Origin of the sequence: Pseudonocardia sp. ICBG1034 (assembly GCF_020131375.1) — a bacterium.
GTDB lineage: Bacteria > Actinomycetota > Actinomycetes > Mycobacteriales > Pseudonocardiaceae > Pseudonocardia > Pseudonocardia alni.
Genome location: NZ_JAHLEK010000021.1, coordinates 416164 through 437929, shown reverse-complemented (window position 1 = coordinate 437929; position 21766 = coordinate 416164). Strand labels below are relative to the sequence as shown.

The window sequence follows — 21766 nt, the reverse complement described above, 5'->3', positions numbered from 1 at the left end:
CGGCGTGGGCGGGACGGGGGCGGTGGTCGCCGGGGCGGTCACCGCGCCTTCGCCGCCGCGTCCGCGAGCGGGGCCACGGTGCGGTCGAGGGCGTAGCGCCAGCCGTCGACCGAGGCGCTGGAGAACGCCTGGGAGACGTCGCGGTCCGACAGCAGCACGCCGCGACCGGCGGCGACCGACGGCACGGCCCTCCACAGCGGGTCGTTCGCGATCGCCGAGGTGTCCTTCGAGATCGCCTGCATGACGGTGACGTCGGCGTCGAGGAGATTCATCCGCTCCCGCGAGATCGGGACGGAGAAGCCGTCGGTGCGCTGCGCCGCGATCTGCGGGGCGTTGACCATGCCCAGCTCCTGGAGGAACGCCAGGCGCCCGGAGTCACCGGTGTAGGCGGCGTACTCGCCGAGGGTGTTGCGGGCCCCGGACACGACGGTGGCGCCCTGCAGCTGCGGGTGCTGTGCCCGGGCGTCGGCGAAGCGCTGCTCCAGGTCGGCCTGCGCGCGCGCCGCCTCCTGCGGCTTCCCCAGGGCGGCGCCGACCATGCGGAGCTGGTCGCGCCAGGTCGTCTTGTAGTTCTCCGCGCCGGCGGGGATGCCGACCACGGGGACGCCGAGCTGGGTCAGCCGGTCGTGGCGGTCGCGGGCGCCGGATGCCCGGGTGTCCAGGACGAGGTCCGGGTCCAGCGCGGCGACGGCCTCCAGGTCGACCTCGAGCGTGCCGAGGATCTGCGGCGGGGTGGTGTAGCGGGCCTGCACCCACGGTCCGAGGCCGTCGCCGCCGACGGCCAGCCAGTCCGCGGCCCCGACCGGCTCGACGCCCAGGGCCAGTGCGGTCTCGGCGTCGCTCCACCCGAGGGCGACGACCCGGCGGGGCTGCTCGGGGACGGTGACGTCGCCGAACGCGGTCGGGATCGTCACCGGGAACGCGCCGTCCCCGGACGGAGCCGTCCCCGGCGCGGGCGCGGGCGCCGGTGAGCCGCATCCGGCCAGCACCATCACCACGGTGAGCAGACCGGCGAACAGGGGGAGCGTTCGACGCACGATAAGGGCCGCCTTTCCACTGAACAGGTGACCCTTACTTCATCATCCCGGGTGCGGCGAACGGAAGGGCGGACCGCAGCCGTCTGCGCCACAACTGCCGCCGCGCGGCCCCCGGTACGGCGGGCCCGGGTGCGGAGCGCTCAGTCCTGGTCGGGACGGAGGCCGTCGACCTGATCGGAGCCGGAGACCCCGGTCGAACCGGTCGCGGACGGGTCCTGGGACGTGCCGGGCTCGCCCCCGGCGGGGACGTCGGCCGCGCCCGTCGCCGCGCAGGACTCCTCGACCGACTGCGGCAGCGCCGCGGCCGGGTCGGGGGTCGGCGACGCGCTCGCCGAGGACGACCGCGACGACTCCGTGCTCGGGGACGGCTGCGTCGTCGGGGCGGCGAGCGCCGGGGCGGTCCCGGGCGCCGGCTCCGGGGCCGGGTCGGCGATGGCGTTGCGGACGACCTCACGCATGTAGGAGACGTCGGGGTCGGCGGTCACGAAGTAGCCCGTCGAGGAGTTCGGGTCCGGCAGCGACGGGTCGAACGCGACGCTCTCCAGCCGGAACCCCTCATCGGCCAGGACGGCCAGCGCGGGCAGCACCTGCTGGGGCATGTCGGTGGCGACGTTGTCCCGGGTGACCGCGGCGATGCTCTGGAACCGGGAGATCAGCTCGGTCGCGGTCGTCTGCGAGATGACCGCCTGGATCAGGCAGCGCTGGCGGCCCATCCGCTGGTAGTCGGTGCCGTCCCGGCGGGAGCGCGCGAACCAGAGCGCGTCCTCGCCGCCCAGGGTCTGCACCCCGGGGCTGATGTAGCGGTCCGGGGTGACGTGCCTGCCGAACGCGGTGACGCCACCGACCGGGATCGGCTCGGGCCCGACGTTCACGGTGACCCCGCCGACGGCGTCGATCATCGAGGAGAACCCGGCCATGTTGACCTCGAGGTAGTAGTCCAGCGGCAGGCCGGTCATGTACGCGATCGAGGACTGGAGCAGGTTGATGCCCGGCGACGGCGTCGGTCCCGACGGCGCGATCTCCGGGTGCTGCTCGGCGTAGGCGTAGATGGCGTTGAGCAGGTAGTCGCCCGACAGCGGCTGCGACGGGTCGTGGAAGCCGTTCGGGAACTTCTCCGCGGCCGGGCTGCCCGGCGGGAACTCGGCCCGCTGGATGTTGCGGGGCAGGCTGAACAGCGTCGTCCGGCCGGAACCGGTGTCGATGCTGGCGACCATCATGGTGTCGGTACGGGTACCGGTCCGGTCGTCGCCGGCGTCGCTGCCCAGCAGCAGCACGTTCAGCCGGGGCTTGCCCAGCGCCTCGGCCGCCGAGGTCCCGCCGCCCTGGAACAGCGAGTTCAGCAGTCCGCGCTGGGAGTTCACCAGCTCGACGCCGTAGCCGAAGGGCACGGCGACGGTGAGGCACAGCAGGGCCGCGGTCCCGGTGCCGAGGATCTTCTGGCCGAGCGGCATCCCGCGCGGCCGGGCCAGTGCGTAGGTCCGCGCGACCTGGGCGATCCAGGCGATCCCGGCGACCACCAGCGCCCCCGCGATCACGGTCAGCGTGGTCGTCGACAGCAGGTTCTGGAGCAGCGTCGAGCGCCGGGCCAGGAGCACCAGCGCCGCCAGCCCGACGATGATCGCGACCACCGTGCCGAGGATCAGCCCACCGGTACGACGGCGGCGCAGCGCGAGATGTCCGCTGCCGGGCACCACGGTGGACGCCGCGGTGAGGCCGAGCGCGGCGGCGAGGGTGCGCCGCGCGGGGTCGGGTGCGGCCGACCCGCCGGCGGCCGGGGACAGCGCGACGTTCCCCTCGCGCGCCTCGCCACGGCCACCACGGGCCGTCGCCGCGGAGCCTCCCCCCGCCGAGCCTGCTGCGGCGGTGCCTGCCGCGGCACCGGCGGCGAGACCGGTGTGCGGCGGCCGCGGGGGAGCGGAACGCGCGGTGTCGCGCGGGGCCTCCGGCGCGGACCCGCCCGGACCTGCCGGGCGTGTGTCGGCGGGGCGTCCCTGCGGGCCGTCCGGCCTGCCTGTGTCGGGCCGGCCGGGGGCGCCGTCCGGGCGGGCGGCGCCGGACGACCGTGCACCGGAGGGGGGCGCGGTGGCGCCGCCGGGCTGCCCGGTCGCGGTGGGACGGCCCGGTACGGCCTGCGGTCCGCTGTCGGGCCGGCCGCCGGACCGCGGGTCGGGAGCACCTGGACGGGTCTCACCGGGTCGCCGGGGACCACCCGGCGGCAGCGGCCCCGGGCCCGCCCGGCCCGGACGCGACCGACCCGGACCGCTCGGGACCGCGGGGCCGCCGGGGCGCGACGGTGCGTCCGGGCGCGAACCCGTGGGCGCGGACGCACCGGCACCACCGGGCACTGCGCCACCGGGGTCCGGGCCACCGGGCCGGCGCGGGACGATCGGCAGCTCGCCGCTGAGCCGGGCCGCGCGGTCACGCTCCTCCGGCGGGGCGTCGGGCTCGGAGGCGCGGTGCCGCCGGTGCTCCGCGGCGGTGTCCGGCCGGCCGGGGACCTTCACGGTGTCACCGATGCCACGACGGGTCGCGCGGATGGAACGGATGTCGGTGGGCCTGCTGTCGCTGTGCCCACCACGGCCCGGGGTCTCCTCCCGGGCCGAGCGGGACGACCAGGCGGCGGCCCGCCGGGCCGCGGCCCGGGCCTCGCGCTCGCGTCGGGGGAGCCAGGACTCGTCCTCGGCGGGGCGCCCGGCACCGTCCGGCGGGCCGGGGGGCCTGCCACCGGGACCCGCCGCGGGACCGGACCCGGGGCGCGGGTCACCGGCGGGCGGGCGTGACGCACCGGGGGCGGGCGGACCGGGTCGTCGCCGGGGGCCCGACGGCTGCTCCTGCGGAGGCCTCCCGGACTGCGGGGGCCTGCGGTCAGCGGGCCTGCCGGACTGCGGGGCCGGGGGCCCGGTGGGGCCGGGCGGGGGTGTGCCACCGCCACGGGCGGGCGGCGGCGGGGTCTCACCGCGGTCCCGGGGCGGGGTGCCACGCCGGGCCTCGTCCCGCAGGTGCGGGCGGTCGTCGCGGCGGGTGCGCTCGGGAGGGCCGGGTCGTCGTGGCCGGTCCGGACCGGTCGGGCGGGAGCCCTCCTGCGGTCGTTCGTCCACCCGGAGCACCCCCTTCACTGGTCGGCACGGGCGGGGTGGCCGTGCCGCGCGGAGGAGCCGCGGCACGTGCCTGGGCACCCGGCGGCGACGACGGCGCTCGGGTCCCGGTGAGGGTACTTGCCGTGATCACGATCTCGGTGAGCGGCCACCCACCCCGGTGGGTGGCGCCGGGCAGGGCGGACATACCCGTCACTGGTAGGACACGAAGACGGGCGACTCGGGCCGGACGGCGTAGGTCTCGCGCGGGGTGAAGGTCGGCTCGTCCTCGTCGATGAAGTTCTTCCAGCCCCACCACAGACCCGGCGGACGGGGTGCGGCGTGCAGTGCGTTCCAGGTCTCGGTCTTCTCCTGGCGGGTGCCGTAGCCGTCGGCGTGCAGCACGGTCGCGAGCTCGCGGTGGGAGGTGACCACGGTCTGCCGGTCGGAGATCATCGAGACCCGGAACTGGTGGATGAGGAACACCTTCTGCGGCAGCCTCTTCTCGCGCACCAGCCCGGCCAGCCACTCCGAGGTCCGGTTGATCTCGGCCGCGGTCACCGAGCCGACCTGCACGCCGTGGCGCCGGCCCGGCTCCAGCCGCCACTCGGGGTCGAGCGCGAGCCCGACGTGCGGCTGCGCGAGCAGCTCGGCATAGCGCTTCGCCTGGGTCAGGAAGTCGGTGGTCCCGGGCTGCAGGTCCAGCACCACGTAGACGCCGGCCCTCCCTGCCTGCTCGACCCACGGTCGCAGCTCCTCGACGCTCATCTCCGCCGAGTAGTCGCCGTCCGGGCCGGGGGCACGGTCGGCGACCGTCGTGATGATCTCGAACACCGGCACGACGGGCTCGCGCACGAGCGGCTGGAAGTCGGCGGCGAGGTCCTTCGCGCGGGCGATCGAGCGTGGCAGGTCCTGCTCGCCGAGGACGCCCATCGACGGGGTGCCCGGGTGTCCGTAGAGCGCTGCCATCCGGCGGCCCGGGAAGACCTCGGTGCCACCACCGGGGAGCTCCGGCACCGCGGGCGCGGCGGAGGTGGGCGCCGGCTGCGCGGGGGACGGCGGGGCGGCCGGAGCCGGGGCGGGGGCGGCGGCGTTCGCGGAGCAGCCCGCGACCAGCGCGCACGCGGTCAGCAGCGCCACGAGCAACGCAGGCGGACGCATGCGGCGACGACGGCTGGTGACGGACAGGACGTGCGAGGACTCACCCGAGATGGACACCGGTCACCAGGCTAGGCGACAGGATCGCGCACGGCAGCACGGACGGTGACCGGGCGTGTCGGCCACGCGACGGGCCGTGACCCGCCGCGGTCGGCGGCCCCGCGTCAGCGCGGGACGACGGGGCCGTCCGGGCCGTCCTCGGGCCCGCGCTGCGGACGCGGCGGACGTCCCCGCAGGATCCGCTTGAGGCCCGCGGTGTGCCGCCGGCTGACGGGGAGCTCGACCGCACCCGGCCCGTTGCCGAGGCGGACCACGTATCCGGACCCGGACATGCGCAGCTCGGTGATGAGCGGCAGCGACACCAGGTAGGCGCGGTGGATCCGCACGAACCCGGCCTCGCCCCAGCGGTCCTCCAGCACCGAGACCGGTATCCGGACCAGGTGGCTGCCCTCGCTGGTGTGCAGCCGGGCGTAGTCGCCCTGGGCCTCGACGAACCGGATCGAGGAGCGGGGGACGAGTTTCGTGGTGCCGGCCAGCTCGACCGGCACCACCTCGTCGTCGGTGGTCGCGGCGGGGGCGCCCCGGCGGGCGGCCGCGGGATCGGGCCTGCCGCCCTGTTCGACGCCGTGGCGCGGCGGTGCCGGCGGCGGGCCGCTCTCGGCCCGGCGGGCCGCGCGCAGCGCCATGGTGCGGTCCAGCGAGCCGGACAGGCGCTCGGTGCGCAGCGGCTTGAGCAGGTAGTCGACGGCGCCGACCTCGTAGGCGTCGACGGCGCGGTCGTCGTGGGCGGTCACGAACACCACCGGCGGCGGGTCGGCCATCGCGTTCAGCACCCGGGCGAGCTCCAGGCCGTCGAGGCCGGGCATCCGGATGTCGAGGAACACGACGTCGACGGTCGGGGTGCTCGCGTCGGCCTGCGAGCCGTGCAGGATGCGCAGCGCCTCGGTGGCGTCCGGCGCGGTCAGCACGGTCGCGACCCGCTGGTCCTCGCCGAGCAGGTGCGCCAGCTCGAGCAGGGCCGGTTCCTCGTCGTCGACGGCGAGCACGGTGAGCCGTGTCCCCGCCGGGGCGGCAGGCGGTGGTTGCGGCGGCTCCGGGGCGCGGAGCTGTCCCGGGACCCCGATGGGCCGGTGGTTGCTCGCGGCGCCGTACCCGGGCTGCAGCACGTGGCCGACCGGGCCGGCGGGCGTCGCGCCCGAAGCGTGCCCACCCCGCGCGTGGCTGTACACGGCTCCTCCTTGCCGCGGGCACACCGCCCGCTGACCGGTGACTGCGGGCACACCGTATCGAGACAGCGGAGCGTCACCGACGGCCGGTCCGGCCTCCCGCCCCACACGATCCGGGGTGGGCCTTCAGAGTGGACCTGACAGCGGAGCGTCACGAGTCGTGGCAGCCGGTCGTGGACGCGGTCCGTTCTCCGGGCGTGGGACGGCGTCGTGGCTGGTCGGGCGGAGGGTCGTTCCCCCGCCGATCGGACGGGCTGCGGGCGGGTGCCATTGTGGCACTCGGTGCCGAAACGCTACCGTGCCGTGAGACCCGCCACGTGGGACCGTCTCGTACCCGGTCGGCGTGTCGGGCCGGCCGCGACCGACGGTGGCCGGGCGCACACCTCCGACTGCGAAGGGGCAGGCATGGCGAGCACGAAGGACTGGTTCGAGACGGTCGCGGAGGCGCAGCGCCGGGCGCGCAAGCGCCTGCCGAAGTCGGTCTACTACGCGCTGGTCGCCGGCGCGGAGCAGGGGATCACGCTGGCGGACAACGTCGCCGCCTTCGACGAGCTCGGTTTCCGCCCGCACATCGCGGGGCTGCCGCCGCAGCGGGAGCAGAAGACGTCGGTGATGGGCGTCGACATCGACTTCCCGGTCATGATCTCCCCGACCGGTGTGCAGGCCGTCGACCCCGAGGGCGAGGTCGCGGTCGCGCGCGCCGCGCACAGCTCCAACATCCAGAACCCGCTCAACCCCGAGCAGACCGTGTCGACGGCGATGGGCCTGTCGTCGTTCGCGTCCCGCTCGGTCGAGGACGTCTGCGCGGTCCACGACAAGGTCTTCTTCCAGGTCTACTGGGCCGGGTCGAAGGAGGACATCCTCGAGCGCGCCCTGCGTGCGAAGCGGGCGGGCGCCAAGGGCCTCATCGTGACCCTGGACTGGACCTTCGCCACCCGCCGCGACTGGGGCAGCCCGCCCATCCCCGAGAAGGTCGACGTCAAGGCCGCGCTGCAGTTCGCGCCCGAGATGATCACCAAGCCGCGCTACGTGCTGGACTGGGCGAAGTCCGGGAGGATCCCGGACCTCAAGGCCCCGAACATGGCGCCCCCCGGCGGCGGCGACGCCCCCACCTTCTTCGGCGCCTACGGCGTCTGGTGGACCACCCCGCTGCCGACCTGGGACGACATCGCCTGGCTCCGCGAGAAGTGGGGCGGCCCGTTCATGATCAAGGGCATCATGCACCCCGACGACGCCCGTCGCGCCGTCGACGCGGGCGCCACCGCGGTCTCGGTGTCCAACCACGGCGGCAACAACCTCGACGGCACCCCGGCCGCGATCCGGGCGCTGCCCGCGATCGTCGACGCCGTCGGGGACCAGGTCGAGGTCGTGATGGACGGCGGCATCCGACGCGGCGCCGACGTCGTCAAGGCGCTCGCGCTCGGTGCCCGCGCGGTCCTGATCGGCCGCGCCTACCTGTGGGGGATGGCCGCGCAGGGCGAGCGCGGGGTCACCAACGTCCTGTCGATCCTCTACAAGGGGATCGACGAGGCGCTGCTGGGCCTGGGCAAGAAGTCGATCCACGAGCTCTCCCGCGACGACCTGATCGTCCCGGAGAACTTCACCCGCGTCTCGAAGCTCTGAGACACCCGGCGGTGCGGGGGCCGGGCGCGACCGGGCCCCCGCACCACCGCGTGCTCACAGCGGGTACGTGACCCGGGTCAGCTCCTCGGCGCGCTCCCAGAGCGCCCGCTGCATCCGGCGGTCGTGCGAGGCCGCCGTGGACCCCACCGGCCGCGGGGTGCCGCGGGCCTCGCCGATGCCGTCCGGCCCGATGTAGGCCCCGCCGGGCAGGTCCGGGACGGTCGCGGCGAACAGCGTCGGCAGCGCCCCGGCCGACGCGGACTGGGCGACCACCTTGTTGAGCACGCCCATCAGTGCGTCCTGGACGGACTCGGTGCGCGACTGCAGGTTCGTCGCCGCATACCCGGGGTGCGCGGCCATCGACCGCAGCCGCGACCCGGCCGCCACGAACCGGTGCTCCAGCTCGTAGGCGAACATCAGGCAGGCGAGCTTGGACTGGCCGTAGGCGGTCCAGCGCTCGTAGCGGCGGCGCTCGAAGTTCAGGTCGTCGATGCCGATCCGGCCCATCCGGTGGGCCACGCTGGACAGCGTCACCACGCGGTCGGTGATCCGGTCGGCCAGCAGACCGGTCAGCGCGAAGTGGCCGAGGAAGTTGACCCCGAGCTGGGTCTCGAATCCGTCCGCGGTGCGGGAGAACGGCACCGCCATCAGGCCGGCGTTGTTGATCAGCACGTCGGCGGTGCCCTCGAACCCGGCGGCGAACTCGCGGACCGAGGTGAGATCGGCCAGGTCCAGGCGGCGCACTGACACAGCGCCACCGAGCTCGGAGGCGATCTCCTCGCCGCGGAGGGTGTCCCGTACGGCCAGCACGACACGCGCACCGGCGTGCACCAGGGCCCGGGTGGTCTCCAGCCCGAGGCCGCTGGTGGCGCCGGTGACGATCACGGTCCTGCCCTGCTGGGGCGGGATGTCCGCCGTCGTCCAGGGGGCGGGTGAGGTCCGGAACACGGGAGGACTCCTTCGCGGGGAACGGGACCCCAGGTCTACCCGCTCGCGCGGGGCCCCGCGCGTCCGCGCCCCGGACGGGTCAGCCCGCCGGCTCGCCGGTCCGCCGGTCCCGCCGGGCCGCGACCAGGGCGTCGACGAGCAGGAACAGGATCAGCGAGACCCCCAGCACCGGCAGCACCAGCCCGGCCGCCACCGCGGCCAGCCCGACCAGCGCCACCGCGGCGGGGGAGGGCCGCTCCCGGGGCCCCGGCGGCCCGGCGAGTCCGCGCGACCCGTCCGGCCGGGTCGGCCTGCGCAGCCACCACATCCGGTAGCCCCACACGACCAGCACGACCACGGCTGACGCGAGTGCGGCGAGCGCGACCAGGTTGACGGTGCCGAACAGCAGGCCCATGTGCGCGTCGATGCCCCAGCGGGCGAGCTTCGCCGCGACCGGCCAGTCCGCGAAGGCGAGCCGGTCGGTGATCGTCCCGGTCGCCGGGTCCACGGCGACGGAGTCCTGCTGCGACGGCCAGCTGCGGACCGTCTGCTGGACCGTCCAGGCCTCCCCGGGCTCGCCCGGGGTGAGCTCGACCGGTCCGGAGAGGCCGTCGGCGCGCGCGGCGTCCAGGACCCGCTGGGCGACGGCCGGGACCGCCCGCGGCGCCACCGTTGCGGTCGCGGCACCCGTCACGGGCGCGGCCGCGTCGCCACCGGCCGCGGGCAGCGTGCTGCTGACCGACGGCGTCGTCCAGTCCAGGGCGGTGCGCAGCGCGCCCACGTTGGCGCCGGCGAACTGGGACCAGGTCAGGCCGGTCGCGGCGAGGAACAGGAACCCGGCCGAGGCCCAGACGCCCACCGCGCCGTGCCAGGACCGCAGCCGCGACCGCGACGACCCACCGGTCCGCGGCAGCAGCCGCTCCCGGCGTCGTCGTACCCGGCGGGTCACCTGCACCACGAGGCCGGACAGGGTGAGCACGGCCAGCCAGGACGCCGCGAGCTCGGTGTAGACCTGCCCGGGGGCGCCCAGCAGCAGCGAGCGGTGCAGGTTGTCGATCGCGCCGCGGGCGGGGAGCCACTCGGCGTAGGTGTCGAGGGTGGCCCGCACCTGCGCCGTGTACGGGTCGACGAACACGGTGCGGCTGTAGCTCTCGGGCAGGTCGGCGTCGAACGACACCCGGGTCGTCGCGCCGGGCTCGCGCGACGGCCGGATCTCGGTGACGGGCAGGCCGGGCTGGGTCGCGACGGCCGCCTCGACCTGCCGGGACAGCGGGAGCTCCGGGCCGCTGACCGGGGCGGTCAGCGCGTCGGCGTACATCCAGCGCTCGATCGGTGGCGACAGCGTGTAGAGCAGCCCCGTCAGCGCCGCGACCAGCAGGAACGGGCCGACGAACAGGCCCGCGTAGAAGTGGATGCGGGTGATGAGGCCCTTCAGGCCCCGGAACAGCGGGGGCCGCTCCGGGGGCGGGACGGGCGCCCCGGGCCGGGTGTCGAGGCCGGCGCTCACCAGCCCGCCACCATCGCCGCGAGCATGACGACCATGCCGACGCTCATCGCGGCGTGGCAGGCGGCGTCCGAGCGCGCGCCCAGCCTGCCCGCGGGTCGCGCGGGCGCCCCGACCCGCTCGGCGAGCGCGGTGGTCGCCCCCGCCGACCCGTCCGGCGCCGGCTGCGCGGCCGCCGTGGGGTCTGCGCAGTCGCAGGCGGCCCGGTCGGTCCCCTCGGCGGCCGTCGACGCGTCGTCGGGGGTCAGCGGGTCCCCGGCGTCGCGGTCGTGGCTCAGCGCGCGGGCGCCCCAGTAGCCGGCGGCGGCCAGCAGCACCGCGCACAGCGCCACGGTCACCGCGACCGCCCATCCGGCCGGGCCCGCGGCGTGGGCCGTCCCGGACATGTCCATGGTGTCGCCGCCGTGGTGGGCGTGGGAACCGCCACCGCCGGCGGCCGCCACCGGTGAGGCCATGATCAGCGGCATCGCGGCGAGCATCCAGACCATCGCCGCGGCCATCAGCGCGTGCGCCGCGCCCGCGACCCGCCCCGAGGGGCCGCAGGGCACCCCGCGCGACGCGGTGACCAGGAAGAACACGCCCAGCACTCCGAACAGGACGATCTGCGTCCACAGCCCGGCGCTGCCGTACCAGGTCCAGGTCATGACGACCATCGCCGCGCTCATCAGCAGGTGCGCGAGCTCCGCGGTGCGGTGGGCGGCGGAGCGGCGCTCCGAGACCGCGGCGGCCCAGCGGGCCAGCGCGTAGAACCCGGTGGCGGCGAACACCGCCGTCAGGGCCCAGGCCAGCGGCAACGACGAGATCACGGGTACTCCTCGGGGGCGGGGGAGGTGCGGGGGCGCACGCCGGGAGTGGTCGCCGGCGGGGCCCGTCCGGTTCCCGCCCGTACCGGTCCGGTGGGTGCGACGCCGGTCACTCCCGTCGAGACCGTCGGACCGCGGTGGTCGGGTGGCGCGGAGGCCCGGTGGGACCCGTCGGGTGCGGCGCGGTCTCAGGGGCGGACGGCGCGCCGGACGCCGGGCGCGGCCGCCCCGGCGGTCCTTGTCCCGTCCTCGCCGAGCGCGCGCAGGAGGTCCTCGCGGGCCCGGGCGACCCGGGACCGGATGGTGCCGACCGGGCAGCCGCAGACCTGCGCGGCCTCGGCGTAGCCCAGGTCCAGGACCTGGGTCAGGACGAACGCCTCACGGCGGTCGTCGGGCAGCGCGTCGACGAGTGTCCGCAGCAGGACGGCCTCCTGCGCACCGGTGCGCGGCACCGCGCGTTCCAGCACCTCCTGGGTGTCCTCGCCCAGGTCCCGCACGCGGGGCCGGCGGACCGCGGTGCGCACCGCGTCGACGGCGACCCGGCGGGCGACCGACAGCAGCCAGGTGCGGGCGGTGGAGCGGCCCGCGAACGAGGGCAGCGACCGCAGGGCCCGCAGGAACGTCTCCTGGGTGAGGTCCTCGGCGTCGTCGCGGCCGGCGAGGTGGACGAGGAAGCGGTGGACGTCGACCTGGGTCGCCCGCACGAACTCCGCGAGCGCTGCGGTGTCACCGGCACCCGCGGCCAACGCCCACGCCGTCACGGTGGCGTCGTCGTGGCGTTCGGGCACGCCGGTCACGGTAGCCGTCGGCCGTGCGGGGCAGAAGCCCGACCCGGTCACCGTCCGCTCCGTGGGAGCACGGTGTGTGACCGGATCGATGCTGTCCGGACGCTACCGTCGCAGGGTGTCCGACATGTGGGTCAGCTGGTCCGGGGGCAAGGACGCGGCGACGGCGCTGGCCGCCGCGCGGCGGGCCGGAGCGCGGGTGACCGGGCTGCTCAGCACCGTCACGGCCGGGCCCGGTGGCGCGGAGATCGCGGTGCACGGCGTGGGGGCCTCGCTCGTCGCCGCCCAGGCCGACGCGCTGGGCCTGCCGTTGCACCGGGTGGAGCTGCCGCCGTCGTGCCCGGACCGGGAGTACCGGGCCCGGCTGCGGGCCGCGCTCGCGCCGGCCGCCGCGTCCGGTGTCACGGGGCTGGTGCACGGCGACCTGGCGCTGGCCGACGTCCGTGCCTTCCGCGAGGAGGTCCTCGACGGCACCGGGGTCACCGGGGTGTTCCCGCTGTGGGGCGGGGCGACCGGTGCGCTGGCCGCCGGGATGCTCGACGCCGGGTTGCGGGCGGTCGTCGTCGCCGTCGACCCGGGCCGGGTCCCCGCGCGGCTCGCCGGGGCCGCGTTCGACGCGGAGTTCCTGGCCGCGCTGCCACCGGGGATGGACCCGTGCGGGGAGAACGGCGAGTTCCACACCTTCGTCACCGGCGGGCCGGGGTTCGCCCACGACGTGCCGGTCGCGGTCACCGGCACCGTCGCCCGCGACGGCCACGTGCAGGCCGTGCTGGCCCCGGCCGGCTGAGACCGGGCCGGGACCGCCGGGCGGCTCAGCCCGCGGTGCGGGAGGCGAGCAGCCGGAACGCCGGCGTCGGCAGTTCGGGGGCGAGGTCGACCACGCAGGTCCGGGCCAGGATCTCCAGGGTGCGCGGGCAGGCGCCGGGGCCGTGGTCGATCTCGGTGCCGTTCGCCGCGTACGGGTCGAACCCGGGGTGCAGCGGGTTGCGGGCCCGCAGCGAGCGCCAGTTCGTGTAGACGTGCCGGCCGGTGTCGATGAGCCGGTGCACGCCGCGGCGGGCACCGAACTCCGCCGCCGCCTCGGGGGACGGGAAGGCCAGCGCCAGGCCGGCGGCGTGCGCCGGGTCGTGGTGCGGCACCGGCTCCAGGTCGCGCCCGATCCGGTCCGACAGCGCCGACAGCATGATGTCGCGGTGCCGCCCGCGCCGCGCGATCTGCGCACGCAGGCCGGCCAGCTGCGGACGCAGCACCGCCGCGGACAGCTCGGGCATCCGCAGGTTGACCCCGACGATCAGGTCCGCGTCGGCCCCGGCGAATCCGGCGCGTTCGTAGCTGCCCACGTCGTGGTACATCGACGCCCGCTCGAACAGCTTCGGGTCCCGGGTGACCAGGGCGCCGCCCTCGCCGGAGCGGATGTTCTTGTGCTGGTTGAAGCTGAAGGCGCCGGCGTGGCCGATCGACCCGGCCGGGCGCCCCCGGTACGTGACGCCGATGGCCTGGCAGGCGTCCTCGATCACGACGAGGTCGTGGGCGGCCGCGACGTCCATGATCGCGTCCATGTCGGCGACGTGGTTGAGCATGTGCACCGGCAGCACCGCCCGGCTGCGCGGGGTGATCCGGTCCTTGAGGTCGGCCGGGTCCATGGTGAGCGAGTCGTCGACCTCGACCAGGACCGGCACGGCGCCGACGGCGAGTGCCGCGGCGGCCGTCGACACCCAGGTGTAGGCGGGGACGAGCACCTCGTCGCCGGGGCCGACCCCGGCACCGACGAGTGCCGCGACCAGGGCGCTGGTGCCGCTGTTGACGGCCAGTGCGTGCGGGGTCCCGAGGAACCCGGCGAGCTCGGACTCGAACCGTGCGACCTCCGAGCGGTCGCCACCGGTGAAGCGGCCCAGCTCCCCGCGCCCGAGGACCCGGACCGTCGCGGCCATCCCCCGTGCGGTCGTCGCCATGGCGGCGAGTCCCATACCGTGCTCCTCCGGATGCGAACCGTGTGAACCGGACACGACGGTACCGGGCGGGTCGGCACGCCCCGGGAAGGGAGGGTGGGAGCAGCCACAGCGTCCTCACAGCCGAGCCGGGGCACCATCGGTGGCAGTACCGCACCACGTTCGGAAGGAACCGCCCTCCATGCTCATCGACACCCGGCGCGCGCTCCCCGGCTCCATCTTCGAGGCCGAGGTCTGCGTGATCGGCAGCGGTCCGGCCGGGGCCGCTGCCGCGACCGAGCTGGCCGACCGCGGCCTGCGCGTCGTCGTCCTGGAGGGTGGCGGCCCGGGTCTGAGCCGCACCGCCCGCGACACCTACCGGGGCATCACCGGGCGGGGCAAGCACGACCCGGTCGACGCCGTCCGGCAGAAGCGCCTCGGCGGCACCTCCCTGGTGTGGGGCGGGCGCTGCGCTCCGCTCGACGACGTCGACTTCTCCGACCGCGAGTGGATGCCCGGTGCCACGTGGCCGATCCGGCACGAGGAGCTGCGCGCCTGGTACCCGGCCGCCCAGCGGCACCTCGACGCCGGCGCCTGCGAGTACTCGGCCCCGGAGTCGGGCTTCCCGGCCGGCCCACCCGGGATCCACAGCGACACCCTGCGCTGGGACGACCTGTGGCGCTGGAGCCCGCCGACGTCGTTCGCGCCGACCGTGGAGAACATGGCGAAGGCGGGGCGGATCCGGCTCTTCCTGCACGCCACCGTCGCCCGTCTGGAGCGCGACCCGGTGTCGGGCACCGCGACCGAGGCCGTCGTCGTCCCGCGGCCGGGATGCGACATCCGGATCCGGGCGCGGCACTTCGTCGTCGCGGCGGGGGGCCTGGAGTCGGTCCGGATCCTGCTCGCCTCCGACGGCTACGGCGGCACCGGGACCGGAGCCGGGATCGGCGACGAGTACGGCCAGGTCGGGCGGCACTACATGACCCACCCGGTGGGCGAGGTGGGGCGGCTGCGGCTGACCACGGCCGGGCGCACGCTGGGCCTGGGCTATCTGCCCACCGACGACGGCGTCTACGCCCGCCGGATGCTCTCGCTGTCCCCGCAGGTCCAGGCCGACCACCGGCTGGGCAACCTGAAGGCGGCGCTGTGGTTCGCCGACCCGAAGGACGCCGAGCACGGCGACGCGCTGCTGTCGACGTTCGCACTGACCTACTGGGGCCTGGGCAAGCTCCGCACCGGGTTCAAGGCCGCCGGGACGCACGCCCAGTACAGCCACACCACCGACATCGGCCACCACATGCGCAACGTCGCCGCCGACCCGCTGCGGGTGGCACGCTTCGCCCGCGGGTGGGCCCGGCCGCGGATCACCGGGGAGCGGCGGGTGCCGTCGTTCATGCCGCTGGACTCCGCGCACTGCCGGCTGCGGTTCGACGCCGAGCAGACCCCCGACCCGGCGAACCGGGTCACGCTCGACCGCGAGCGCGACGCGCTGGGCCAGCACCGGCTGCGGGTCGACTACCGGGTCTCCGCCGGTGACCGGGAGGCGATCGTGACGTCGCTGACCCTGATCGGCAAGGAGCTGGAGCGGACCGGGCTCGCCCACGTCGACCTGTCCGACGTGGAGCGCGTGCACGACATGGACATGACCGACGGCACCCACCAGATGGGCCTGTTGCGCATGTCGGACTCGCCGCGCACCGGCGTCGTGGACCCGGAGTGCCGGGTGCACGGCACGCCGAACGTGCACGTCGCCTCCAGCGCGGTGTTCCCGTCGGCCGGGGCGGTCGGGCCGACGCTGGCGCTGGTCGCACTGGCCTGCCGGACCGCGGAGCTGATCGCGGCCGACGTCCGGGGCTGAGCCCGCGCGGTCAGCCGCGCAGCAGCGTGACGCCGGTCCCGGCGTCGTCGAGCGCCGCCCACATCTCCTCGAGGGGGAGTGGGCGGTGCCGGGTCCGGGTGATCACCGCGTGCGACGGCGTCGGGACGAACGGGAACACCGCCGCCAGCCCGGCGACGGTCTCGCAGAGCCGGTGGGCGGCCGCGGCCAGGGACCGGACGTCGGCGCCGGGCAGCAGGAGGAGGAACTCCTCGCGCCCGACGCGCACCGGCCGCCCGGCGGACCCGACCTGCCCGGTGAGCAGCCGGGCGATCCCGCGGAGCACCGCGGTCTCGGCACGGAACCCGTGCCGCCGGGTCATCGACCCCAGCCCCTGCACCCGCAGCAGCACCAGGCCCAGCGGCAGGGTCCCCGGCGCGGACCCGTCGAGCCAGCGGTCCAGGAACGCCCGGGTCGGCAGCCCGCTGCGCGGGTCGCGCTCGGCGCCGGGTTCGAGCTCGTCGAGCCGGGTCTGCGCGGCGTCGGCGCGACGGCGTTCCAGCGACAGCTCACGGGCGAGGGTGTCCGCGGCGGCGTCGTAACGGTGGTCGGTGGCCGTGCCGGGGATGGGGACGACCCGGGAGAGCACCTCGTCGAGGCCGCCGGTGTGCCGCGAGCCGAGCCGCGCGCCGAGCTGGTGACGCAGCCGCAGCAGCTCGGAGTGGGCGTCGGCGTGCCGGAAGGACCAGCGGGCGGAGAACAGCCTGCCGCGCTCCAGCGAGCGCGCCGCCCCGTCGACGGCCTCCAGGTCGTGGGCGACGACGGTCGCCCCGGACCGCGGCGTCAGGACGGTGACGCTCCACTCGCGGGCCGCGTCCTCGCCGTCGGTGAGCCGGATGTGCCCGAGGCCGTCGGGGAGCCCGTCGGGGGCGTCGCCGACGGTGGCGACGACGGCGCCGTCCCCGCAGACGGCGGCGAGCCGGTCCCAGACGCCGAGCGCCGGCCGGAGGTACTCCGACCGCTGGACGAGCCCGACGACCGCCATCGGCCGGTCCCGGGACGGGGCGAGGGCGAACTCCTCGATCGCCAGGGCGAGCGCGTCGAGCAGCGGCTTCGTGACGGTCCGTGAGGGGCGGTGCGCGACGCCGGGCATGATTGCGGAGTCCCCGGCACCGATCACTCACGCCTCACTCATTTGCAGTAACGCTTGTCACAAAGTTATACGTGCGTGAACGGTTAAGCGGTTGCCTGTGTGATGCGAGTCTCGGTCCCTCCCCGTAACAGTGCAGCGGCCAGTACCGCACCGATCACGAGGAGTGACGCCCCGATCCACATGGCGCTCGTGAACCCCGGCCCGAAAGACGCCGGGTCGGCCGGGGCGTCCCCGCGGATCCCCGCGATCGCGGGCACGGCCGCCACCGCGAGCAGGCCCGCCGCCCGCGCGATCGCGTTGTTGACCCCCGACGCGACGCCCGCGTGCCGGTCCGCCGCCGCGTCGAGCACCGCCGTGGTCAGCGGCGCGACGGCCGCGGACAGGCCCAGCCCGACCAGCGCCGTCGCCGGGAGCACGTCGGTGAGCCAGGTCGCGCCGGGCCCGATCCGCGACGCCAGCAGCATCCCGGCCGCGGCCAGCAGCAGCCCGCCGGTGACCAGCGGCGCCGGGCCCGTGCGCGTCGCGAGCCGCCCGGCGCGGGCCGACAGCAGCAGCATGAGCACGGTGACCGGCAGGGTCGCGGTCCCCGCCAGCAACGGGGAGAGCCCGGCCACGATCTGCAGCTGCACGGCGAGCATGACGAACAGCAGCCCCAGCGCCGCGTAGACGGCGACGGTCACGACGTTCGCGCCGGTGAACCGGCGCCCGTCCCCGGCGTCGCCGGTGCCGGTGAACAGCTCCGGCGGCACCAGCGGGGACCGGCTGCGCCGTTCGACCAGTGCGAACGTCACGAGTGCCGCCACTCCGGCGAGGCCCGCGCCCCACACCTGGAGCCCGGGGGACGCACCGGCGCCGGCCGCGGTCCCGGCCCAGGTCAGCAACGCCAGCCCGGCGACCGCGAGCACGCTGCCCGGGACGTCGAGCCGGTGCGCGGCGTCGGGGTCACGCGACTCGGGCACGTGCCGCACCGCCACCGCGACGACGACCGCCGCGAGCGGCAGGTTGATCAGGAACACCGCCCGCCACGACCACTCCACGAGCGTCCCGCCGACGAACGGGCCCAGCGCCCCCGCGACCCCGCCGAGACCGGACCAGGCCCCGATCGCCGCCGCCCGGTCCGCCCCGTGGAACGACGCCGAGATCAGTGCCAGGCTGCCCGGGGTCAGCAGCGCCCCGCCCACCCCCTGCAGGGCGCGGGCCGCGGCGAGCACCTCGACGCTCGGCGCCAGCCCGCACAGCAGCGAGGCCAGCGCGAACCAGACCGCCCCGGTCACGAAGATCCGCCGCCTGCCGAACCGGTCGCCCAGCGAGCCGCCGAGCAGGATCAGCCCGGCCAGGGTCAGCGTGTAGCCGTTGACCGTCCACTGGAGACCGGCGAATCCGGCGCCGAGGTCCTCGGCGATGCGGGGCAGGGCGATCGTGACGACGGTGTTGTCGAGCATCGCCATGCCCGAGCCGAGCACGCAGGCCGTGATGACCCAACGGCCGGCCGCGGTGCCGGTGCGCAGTCCGGTGTCCATGGTCGGCGAACACCGGCATGTCCTGGTCTCTTCCGTCGCCGCGACGTGCCGTTCCTGTCAGGGGGTGCCTGCACACTGTCGGCCATGGCGGAACGGGCGGCGCGGCCGCTGATCGGGATCGAGGACCTGGCGGTCCCGGAGTGGGCGCGGACGATGCAGGTGGCCGCCGAGGCCGGGGTCCTCGCCGTCGCCCGGTCGGTGCCGAGGACCGCGATGTCGCTGACCCGGTGGGCGTGGCGGGCCGCGCCGGGATGGACGCTGCTGGCCGGGATCGTGCATCTGCTGGCCGGTGTCGCGACCGCGTTCGGACTGCTCGCCACGGCCGACGTGTTCACCCGGCTGCTCGCGGACGGTCCGACCCCCGAACGGGTGGTGGCGTCCCTGCCGGCCGTCGCCCTCGTCGTGGTGGCGCTGTCGGCGCGCGCAGCTCTCGAGCTCGCCGTCCGTGCCGTGACGACGACGCTCGCTCCCCGGGTCGAGCGGCTGGTCGAGCGCGAGCTGCTGGAGCACGTCGCCGAGGTCGAGCTGATCGCCTTCGACGACGCCGACTTCACGCTGCTCGTGCAGCGGGCCGATCAGGCGACGGCCCGGATCAGGGAGGGCGTCCGGATGGTCGGCGATCTGCTCGGGAACTGCATCGGCCTGCTCGCCGCGGCCGCCACGGTGGGCGTGGTCCATCCCCTGCTGATCCCGGTCGTGCTTCTCGCCGCCCTGCCGCAGGCGTGGGCGACCCTGCGCACGATCCGCAACAGCTTTCTGTCCCACCTGCGGATGATGGCCAACCACCGACGTCTCGCCCTCAGCGGCGGCCTGCTGACCAGCCGCGGCGACGCGGCCGAGGTCCGCGCCTTCACCGTGCAGGGCACACTCCTGGCCGAGCACGCGCGCATCGCCGCGGTGGTCGCGGAGGAATCCGTCCGGGTCGGCCACCGCGCCACGCTCGTCACCGCGGTCGGCCGCGTCCTCGGGGGCGTCGGGGCCGGAGCGGGGTATGCGGTTCTCGGCCTGTTGCTCCACGGCGGATGGCTCCCGCTGGCGCTCGCGGGCACGGGGGTCATCGCGCTCCGGACCGCGACGTCGTCAGCGGTGGGGGTGGTGCTGGGGGTGAACAACCTGTTCGACGCCGGACTGTTCGCCGAGCTCTACGACCGGTGTCTCGTCGAAGCGCGCGACCGCCGGTCCCGCGGGACCGCTGCGCCCGCCGGAGATCCGGACGAGATCCGCTTCTCCGGCGTCACCTTCACCTACCCCGGCCAGCCCGATCCGGCACTGGCGGGGATCGACCTCACCCTCCGCCGCGGCGAGGTCGTCGCGCTGGTGGGGGAGAACGGCTCGGGGAAGTCCACACTCGCCAAGCTCGCGGTCGGGCTCTATCGGCCGCAGACCGGCAGCGTCCGGTGGGACGGCCTCGACACCGGCGGCCTCGACCAGCGCGCACTCCACGACCGGGTGGCCCTCGTGCTGCAGGAGCCGGTGCACTGGCCGGTGTCGGCGGAGGACAACATCCGCCTCGGCCGCCTCGACCGTCCCGACGCCGGTGGGACCGCGCTGGCCGACGCCGTCGAGCGGTCCGGGGCCCGCGCGGTGCTCGACGACCTGCCGGACGGCGGCGCGACGGTGCTGTCCCGGGCGTTCCGGGGCGGCCGGGATCTGTCCGGTGGGCAGTGGCAGCGCATCGCGGTCGCGCGGGGTCTCTACCGCGACGCGGCCGTCGTCGTCGCCGACGAGCCGACGGCCGCCCTGGACGCCCGCGCCGAGCACGCCGTGTTCGGCGCGTTGCGCGAGCCGTCCGGTGGCCGTGACCGGATCACCGTCCTCGTCACGCACCGCCTGGCGAACATCCGCGGCGTGGACCGCATCGTCGTACTCGACCGCGGCCGCATCATCGAGCAGGGCACGCACGCCGAGCTCATGGCGGCCGACGGCCCCTACCGGGAGCTCTTCACCCTGCAGGGGGCCGCCTACGCCGCCCTGTGAACCGTGCGGCCGCGTCCCGGCCGGGGTCAGCCGGTGACCACTCCCGCCCGCCGCCCGGCCTCGGTGAGCCGCTCGGCCAGCAGCGCCGCGGCCGCCTCGTCCACCCGCCCCACCGACAGCCGCAGCATCTGCCGGTCCTCGGGCAGGAACGCGGTGCCGGGGATGGTCAGCGTGTCGTGGTCGAGCAGGAGCGTCCGGACGACGTCGAGGGTCGGGCGGTCCGGGAACGGATGGCGCACCCAGGCGAAGAACCCGCCGAGGGCGGCGACCTCGAACCCACCCGGCCGGTCGGCGAGTGCGGCACCGACCCACTCCCGCCGCCGGGCGATCTCCGCGACCCGGTCGGCCCGCCACGCCCCGGCGCGGGTGAGCCCGGCCACCGCGGCCTCCTGCCCGGTCCGCGGCGCGCAGATGGCGATGCAGTCGAGCAGCTTGAGCACCTGGCGTCGCAACTCGGGGCCCGCGATCACCGATCCGACCCGGTACGCCGGGATGGCCAGATCCTTGGAGTAGGAGTGCAGGCCGACCACGGTCGAACGCCACGCCGGGTCGGCGAACAGCGTGTGCGACGGCTCGGTCGTGTCCGGGCGGAACGAGCGGTAGGTCTCGTCCAGGACGAGCGCGATGTCGTGGCGCCGGGCCAGCTCGGCGAACGCGGTGATCTCCTCGGGCGGGACCGTCACCCCGCTCGGGTTCCCCGGGGTGACCAGCACGATCGCCCGGGTGCGCGGGGTGAGGAGCGCCTCGGCGTCGGCGGCGCGGGGGACCAGGTCGGCGTCGGGCTCCAGATACACCGGCGTGACGCCGCGCATCCGCAGCCACATGTCGTGGTTGAAGTAGTAGGGCAGCGGCGAGATCACCTCGTCGCCCGGTCCGGCGAGCGCGTCGGCGACCACGGCGAACGCCTGGTTGCAGCCCGCGGTGACCACGACGTCGTCGGGCGTGAGGTCCCCGCCGTGCTCGCGGGCCAGCTCGTCGGCGATCGCCCGCCGCAGCGGCGGGATGCCCGGCACCGGCGCGTAGCCGGACAGGCCGGGGTCCCGTGCGACCTCGACGACGCGCTCGACGACCTCGGGTGCCGGCGGGTACGGCGGCGCGGCCTGCGACAGGTCCAGCAACGGGTGCCTCGCGTTCCGCGCCGGGTCCCGCTCGCCGGCCAGCGCGAGGGCCGCACCGATGGGGGAGTCGCTGCCGGCCGCCGTCGTGGGGTCGAGTCGCACCGTGGGATGCCGCCT

Annotated in this window: 16 protein-coding genes; 4 read left to right on the top strand and 12 right to left on the bottom strand. The window is 75.9% G+C overall.

All coding sequences use genetic code 11. The features are described from left to right. Nucleotides 1–38: 38 nt before the first annotated feature. The 4 genes from KPF22_RS23605 to KPF22_RS23590 form a co-directional block, all read right to left on the bottom strand. Nucleotides 39–1037: an ABC transporter substrate-binding protein gene (locus tag KPF22_RS23605; protein ID WP_224403315.1), complete on the bottom strand. Its 999-nt coding sequence runs from the start codon at nt 1035–1037 to the stop codon at nt 39–41. A gap of 140 nt (nt 1038–1177) precedes the next feature. Then, nucleotides 1178–3541, bottom strand: coding sequence for an LCP family protein (locus tag KPF22_RS33295; protein ID WP_224403314.1), 2364 nt, complete (start codon nt 3539–3541; stop codon nt 1178–1180). A gap of 783 nt (nt 3542–4324) precedes the next feature. Further along, nucleotides 4325–5329 (bottom strand): hypothetical protein, encoded by a 1005-nt coding sequence (locus tag KPF22_RS23595; protein ID WP_224403313.1) that lies wholly within the window; start codon nt 5327–5329, stop codon nt 4325–4327. A 104-nt stretch (nt 5330–5433) separates the two neighbouring features. Then, the gene (locus KPF22_RS23590; RefSeq protein WP_062404296.1) at nt 5434–6315 is read right to left on the bottom strand and encodes a LytTR family DNA-binding domain-containing protein; all 882 of its coding nucleotides are present in this window, start codon (nt 6313–6315) and stop codon (nt 5434–5436) included. 585 nt (nt 6316–6900) lie between these two features. Here KPF22_RS23590 and mftD point away from each other — a divergent pair. Beyond that, complete coding sequence (gene mftD, locus KPF22_RS23585) at nt 6901–8118, top strand: pre-mycofactocin synthase MftD (RefSeq protein WP_062400817.1); 1218 nt, start codon at nt 6901–6903, stop codon at nt 8116–8118. 54 nt (nt 8119–8172) lie between these two features. On the opposite strand, the gene KPF22_RS23580 is transcribed toward mftD, so the two are convergent. The 4 genes from KPF22_RS23580 to KPF22_RS23565 form a co-directional block, all read right to left on the bottom strand. Beyond that, entirely contained in the window at nt 8173–9066 is an 894-nt protein-coding gene (locus KPF22_RS23580) for an oxidoreductase (RefSeq protein WP_208821280.1), read from the bottom strand. A gap of 79 nt (nt 9067–9145) precedes the next feature. Beyond that, a complete protein-coding gene (locus KPF22_RS23575) occupies nt 9146–10552 on the bottom strand; it encodes a PepSY domain-containing protein (RefSeq protein WP_224403312.1) in 1407 nt (468 codons plus the stop codon). After that, nucleotides 10549–11355, bottom strand: coding sequence for a DUF5134 domain-containing protein (locus KPF22_RS23570; protein ID WP_208821282.1), 807 nt, complete (start codon nt 11353–11355; stop codon nt 10549–10551). Before KPF22_RS23570 ends, KPF22_RS23575 begins: the two co-directional genes overlap by 4 nt. Before the next feature lie 185 nt (nt 11356–11540). Then, complete coding sequence (locus KPF22_RS23565) at nt 11541–12140, bottom strand: sigma-70 family RNA polymerase sigma factor (protein WP_224403311.1); 600 nt, start codon at nt 12138–12140, stop codon at nt 11541–11543. A gap of 124 nt (nt 12141–12264) precedes the next feature. Between KPF22_RS23565 and KPF22_RS23560 the strand changes: the two genes are divergently transcribed. Then, nucleotides 12265–12924, top strand: a complete 660-nt coding sequence (locus KPF22_RS23560; RefSeq protein WP_224403368.1) for an ATP-binding protein — start codon at nt 12265–12267, stop codon at nt 12922–12924. Between the two features lie 25 nt (nt 12925–12949). Here the strand turns inward: KPF22_RS23560 and KPF22_RS23555 are convergent, their stop codons facing one another. Then, nucleotides 12950–14104 carry a DegT/DnrJ/EryC1/StrS aminotransferase family protein gene (locus tag KPF22_RS23555; RefSeq protein ID WP_224403310.1) on the bottom strand — a complete coding sequence of 385 codons (1155 nt, stop codon included), beginning with the start codon at nt 14102–14104 and terminating at the stop codon, nt 12950–12952. A gap of 163 nt (nt 14105–14267) precedes the next feature. On the opposite strand from KPF22_RS23555, the gene KPF22_RS23550 reads away from it, so the two are divergent. Continuing rightward, nucleotides 14268–15923, top strand: coding sequence for an FAD-dependent oxidoreductase (locus tag KPF22_RS23550; RefSeq protein ID WP_224403309.1), 1656 nt, complete (start codon nt 14268–14270; stop codon nt 15921–15923). A 10-nt stretch (nt 15924–15933) separates the two neighbouring features. On the opposite strand, the gene KPF22_RS23545 is transcribed toward KPF22_RS23550, so the two are convergent. Both KPF22_RS23545 and KPF22_RS23540 read right to left on the bottom strand, forming a co-directional pair. Continuing rightward, entirely contained in the window at nt 15934–17061 is a 1128-nt protein-coding gene (locus tag KPF22_RS23545) for a diguanylate cyclase domain-containing protein (protein WP_224403308.1), read from the bottom strand. 56 nt (nt 17062–17117) lie between these two features. Then, nucleotides 17118–18554, bottom strand: coding sequence for an MFS transporter (locus KPF22_RS23540; RefSeq protein WP_224403307.1), 1437 nt, complete (start codon nt 18552–18554; stop codon nt 17118–17120). 84 nt (nt 18555–18638) lie between these two features. Here KPF22_RS23540 and KPF22_RS23535 point away from each other — a divergent pair, with 84 nt between their 5' ends. Next, nucleotides 18639–20531 (top strand): ABC transporter ATP-binding protein, encoded by a 1893-nt coding sequence (locus KPF22_RS23535; RefSeq protein WP_224403306.1) that lies wholly within the window; start codon nt 18639–18641, stop codon nt 20529–20531. A gap of 26 nt (nt 20532–20557) precedes the next feature. Here KPF22_RS23535 and KPF22_RS23530 read toward each other — a convergent pair whose 3' ends face one another. Then, on the bottom strand, nt 20558–21751 hold the full coding sequence (locus KPF22_RS23530) for an aminotransferase (protein WP_208821293.1): 1194 nt from the start codon (nt 21749–21751) through the stop codon (nt 20558–20560). Nucleotides 21752–21766: the final 15 nt, after the last annotated feature.

Excerpts from the sequence above, each read along its gene's own strand:
- mftD (WP_062400817.1), top strand. The coding sequence starts at position 6,901 with ATGGCGAGCACGAAGGACTGGTTCGAGACGGTCGCGGAGGCGCAGCGC.
- KPF22_RS23560 (WP_224403368.1), top strand. The coding sequence starts at position 12,265 with ATGTGGGTCAGCTGGTCCGGGGGCAAGGACGCGGCGACGGCGCTGGCC.
- KPF22_RS23555 (WP_224403310.1), bottom strand. The coding sequence starts at position 14,104 with ATGGGACTCGCCGCCATGGCGACGACCGCACGGGGGATGGCCGCGACG.
- KPF22_RS23550 (WP_224403309.1), top strand. The coding sequence starts at position 14,268 with ATGCTCATCGACACCCGGCGCGCGCTCCCCGGCTCCATCTTCGAGGCC.
- KPF22_RS23540 (WP_224403307.1), bottom strand. The coding sequence starts at position 18,554 with ATGGACACCGGACTGCGCACCGGCACCGCGGCCGGCCGTTGGGTCATC.
- KPF22_RS23535 (WP_224403306.1), top strand. The coding sequence starts at position 18,639 with ATGGCGGAACGGGCGGCGCGGCCGCTGATCGGGATCGAGGACCTGGCG.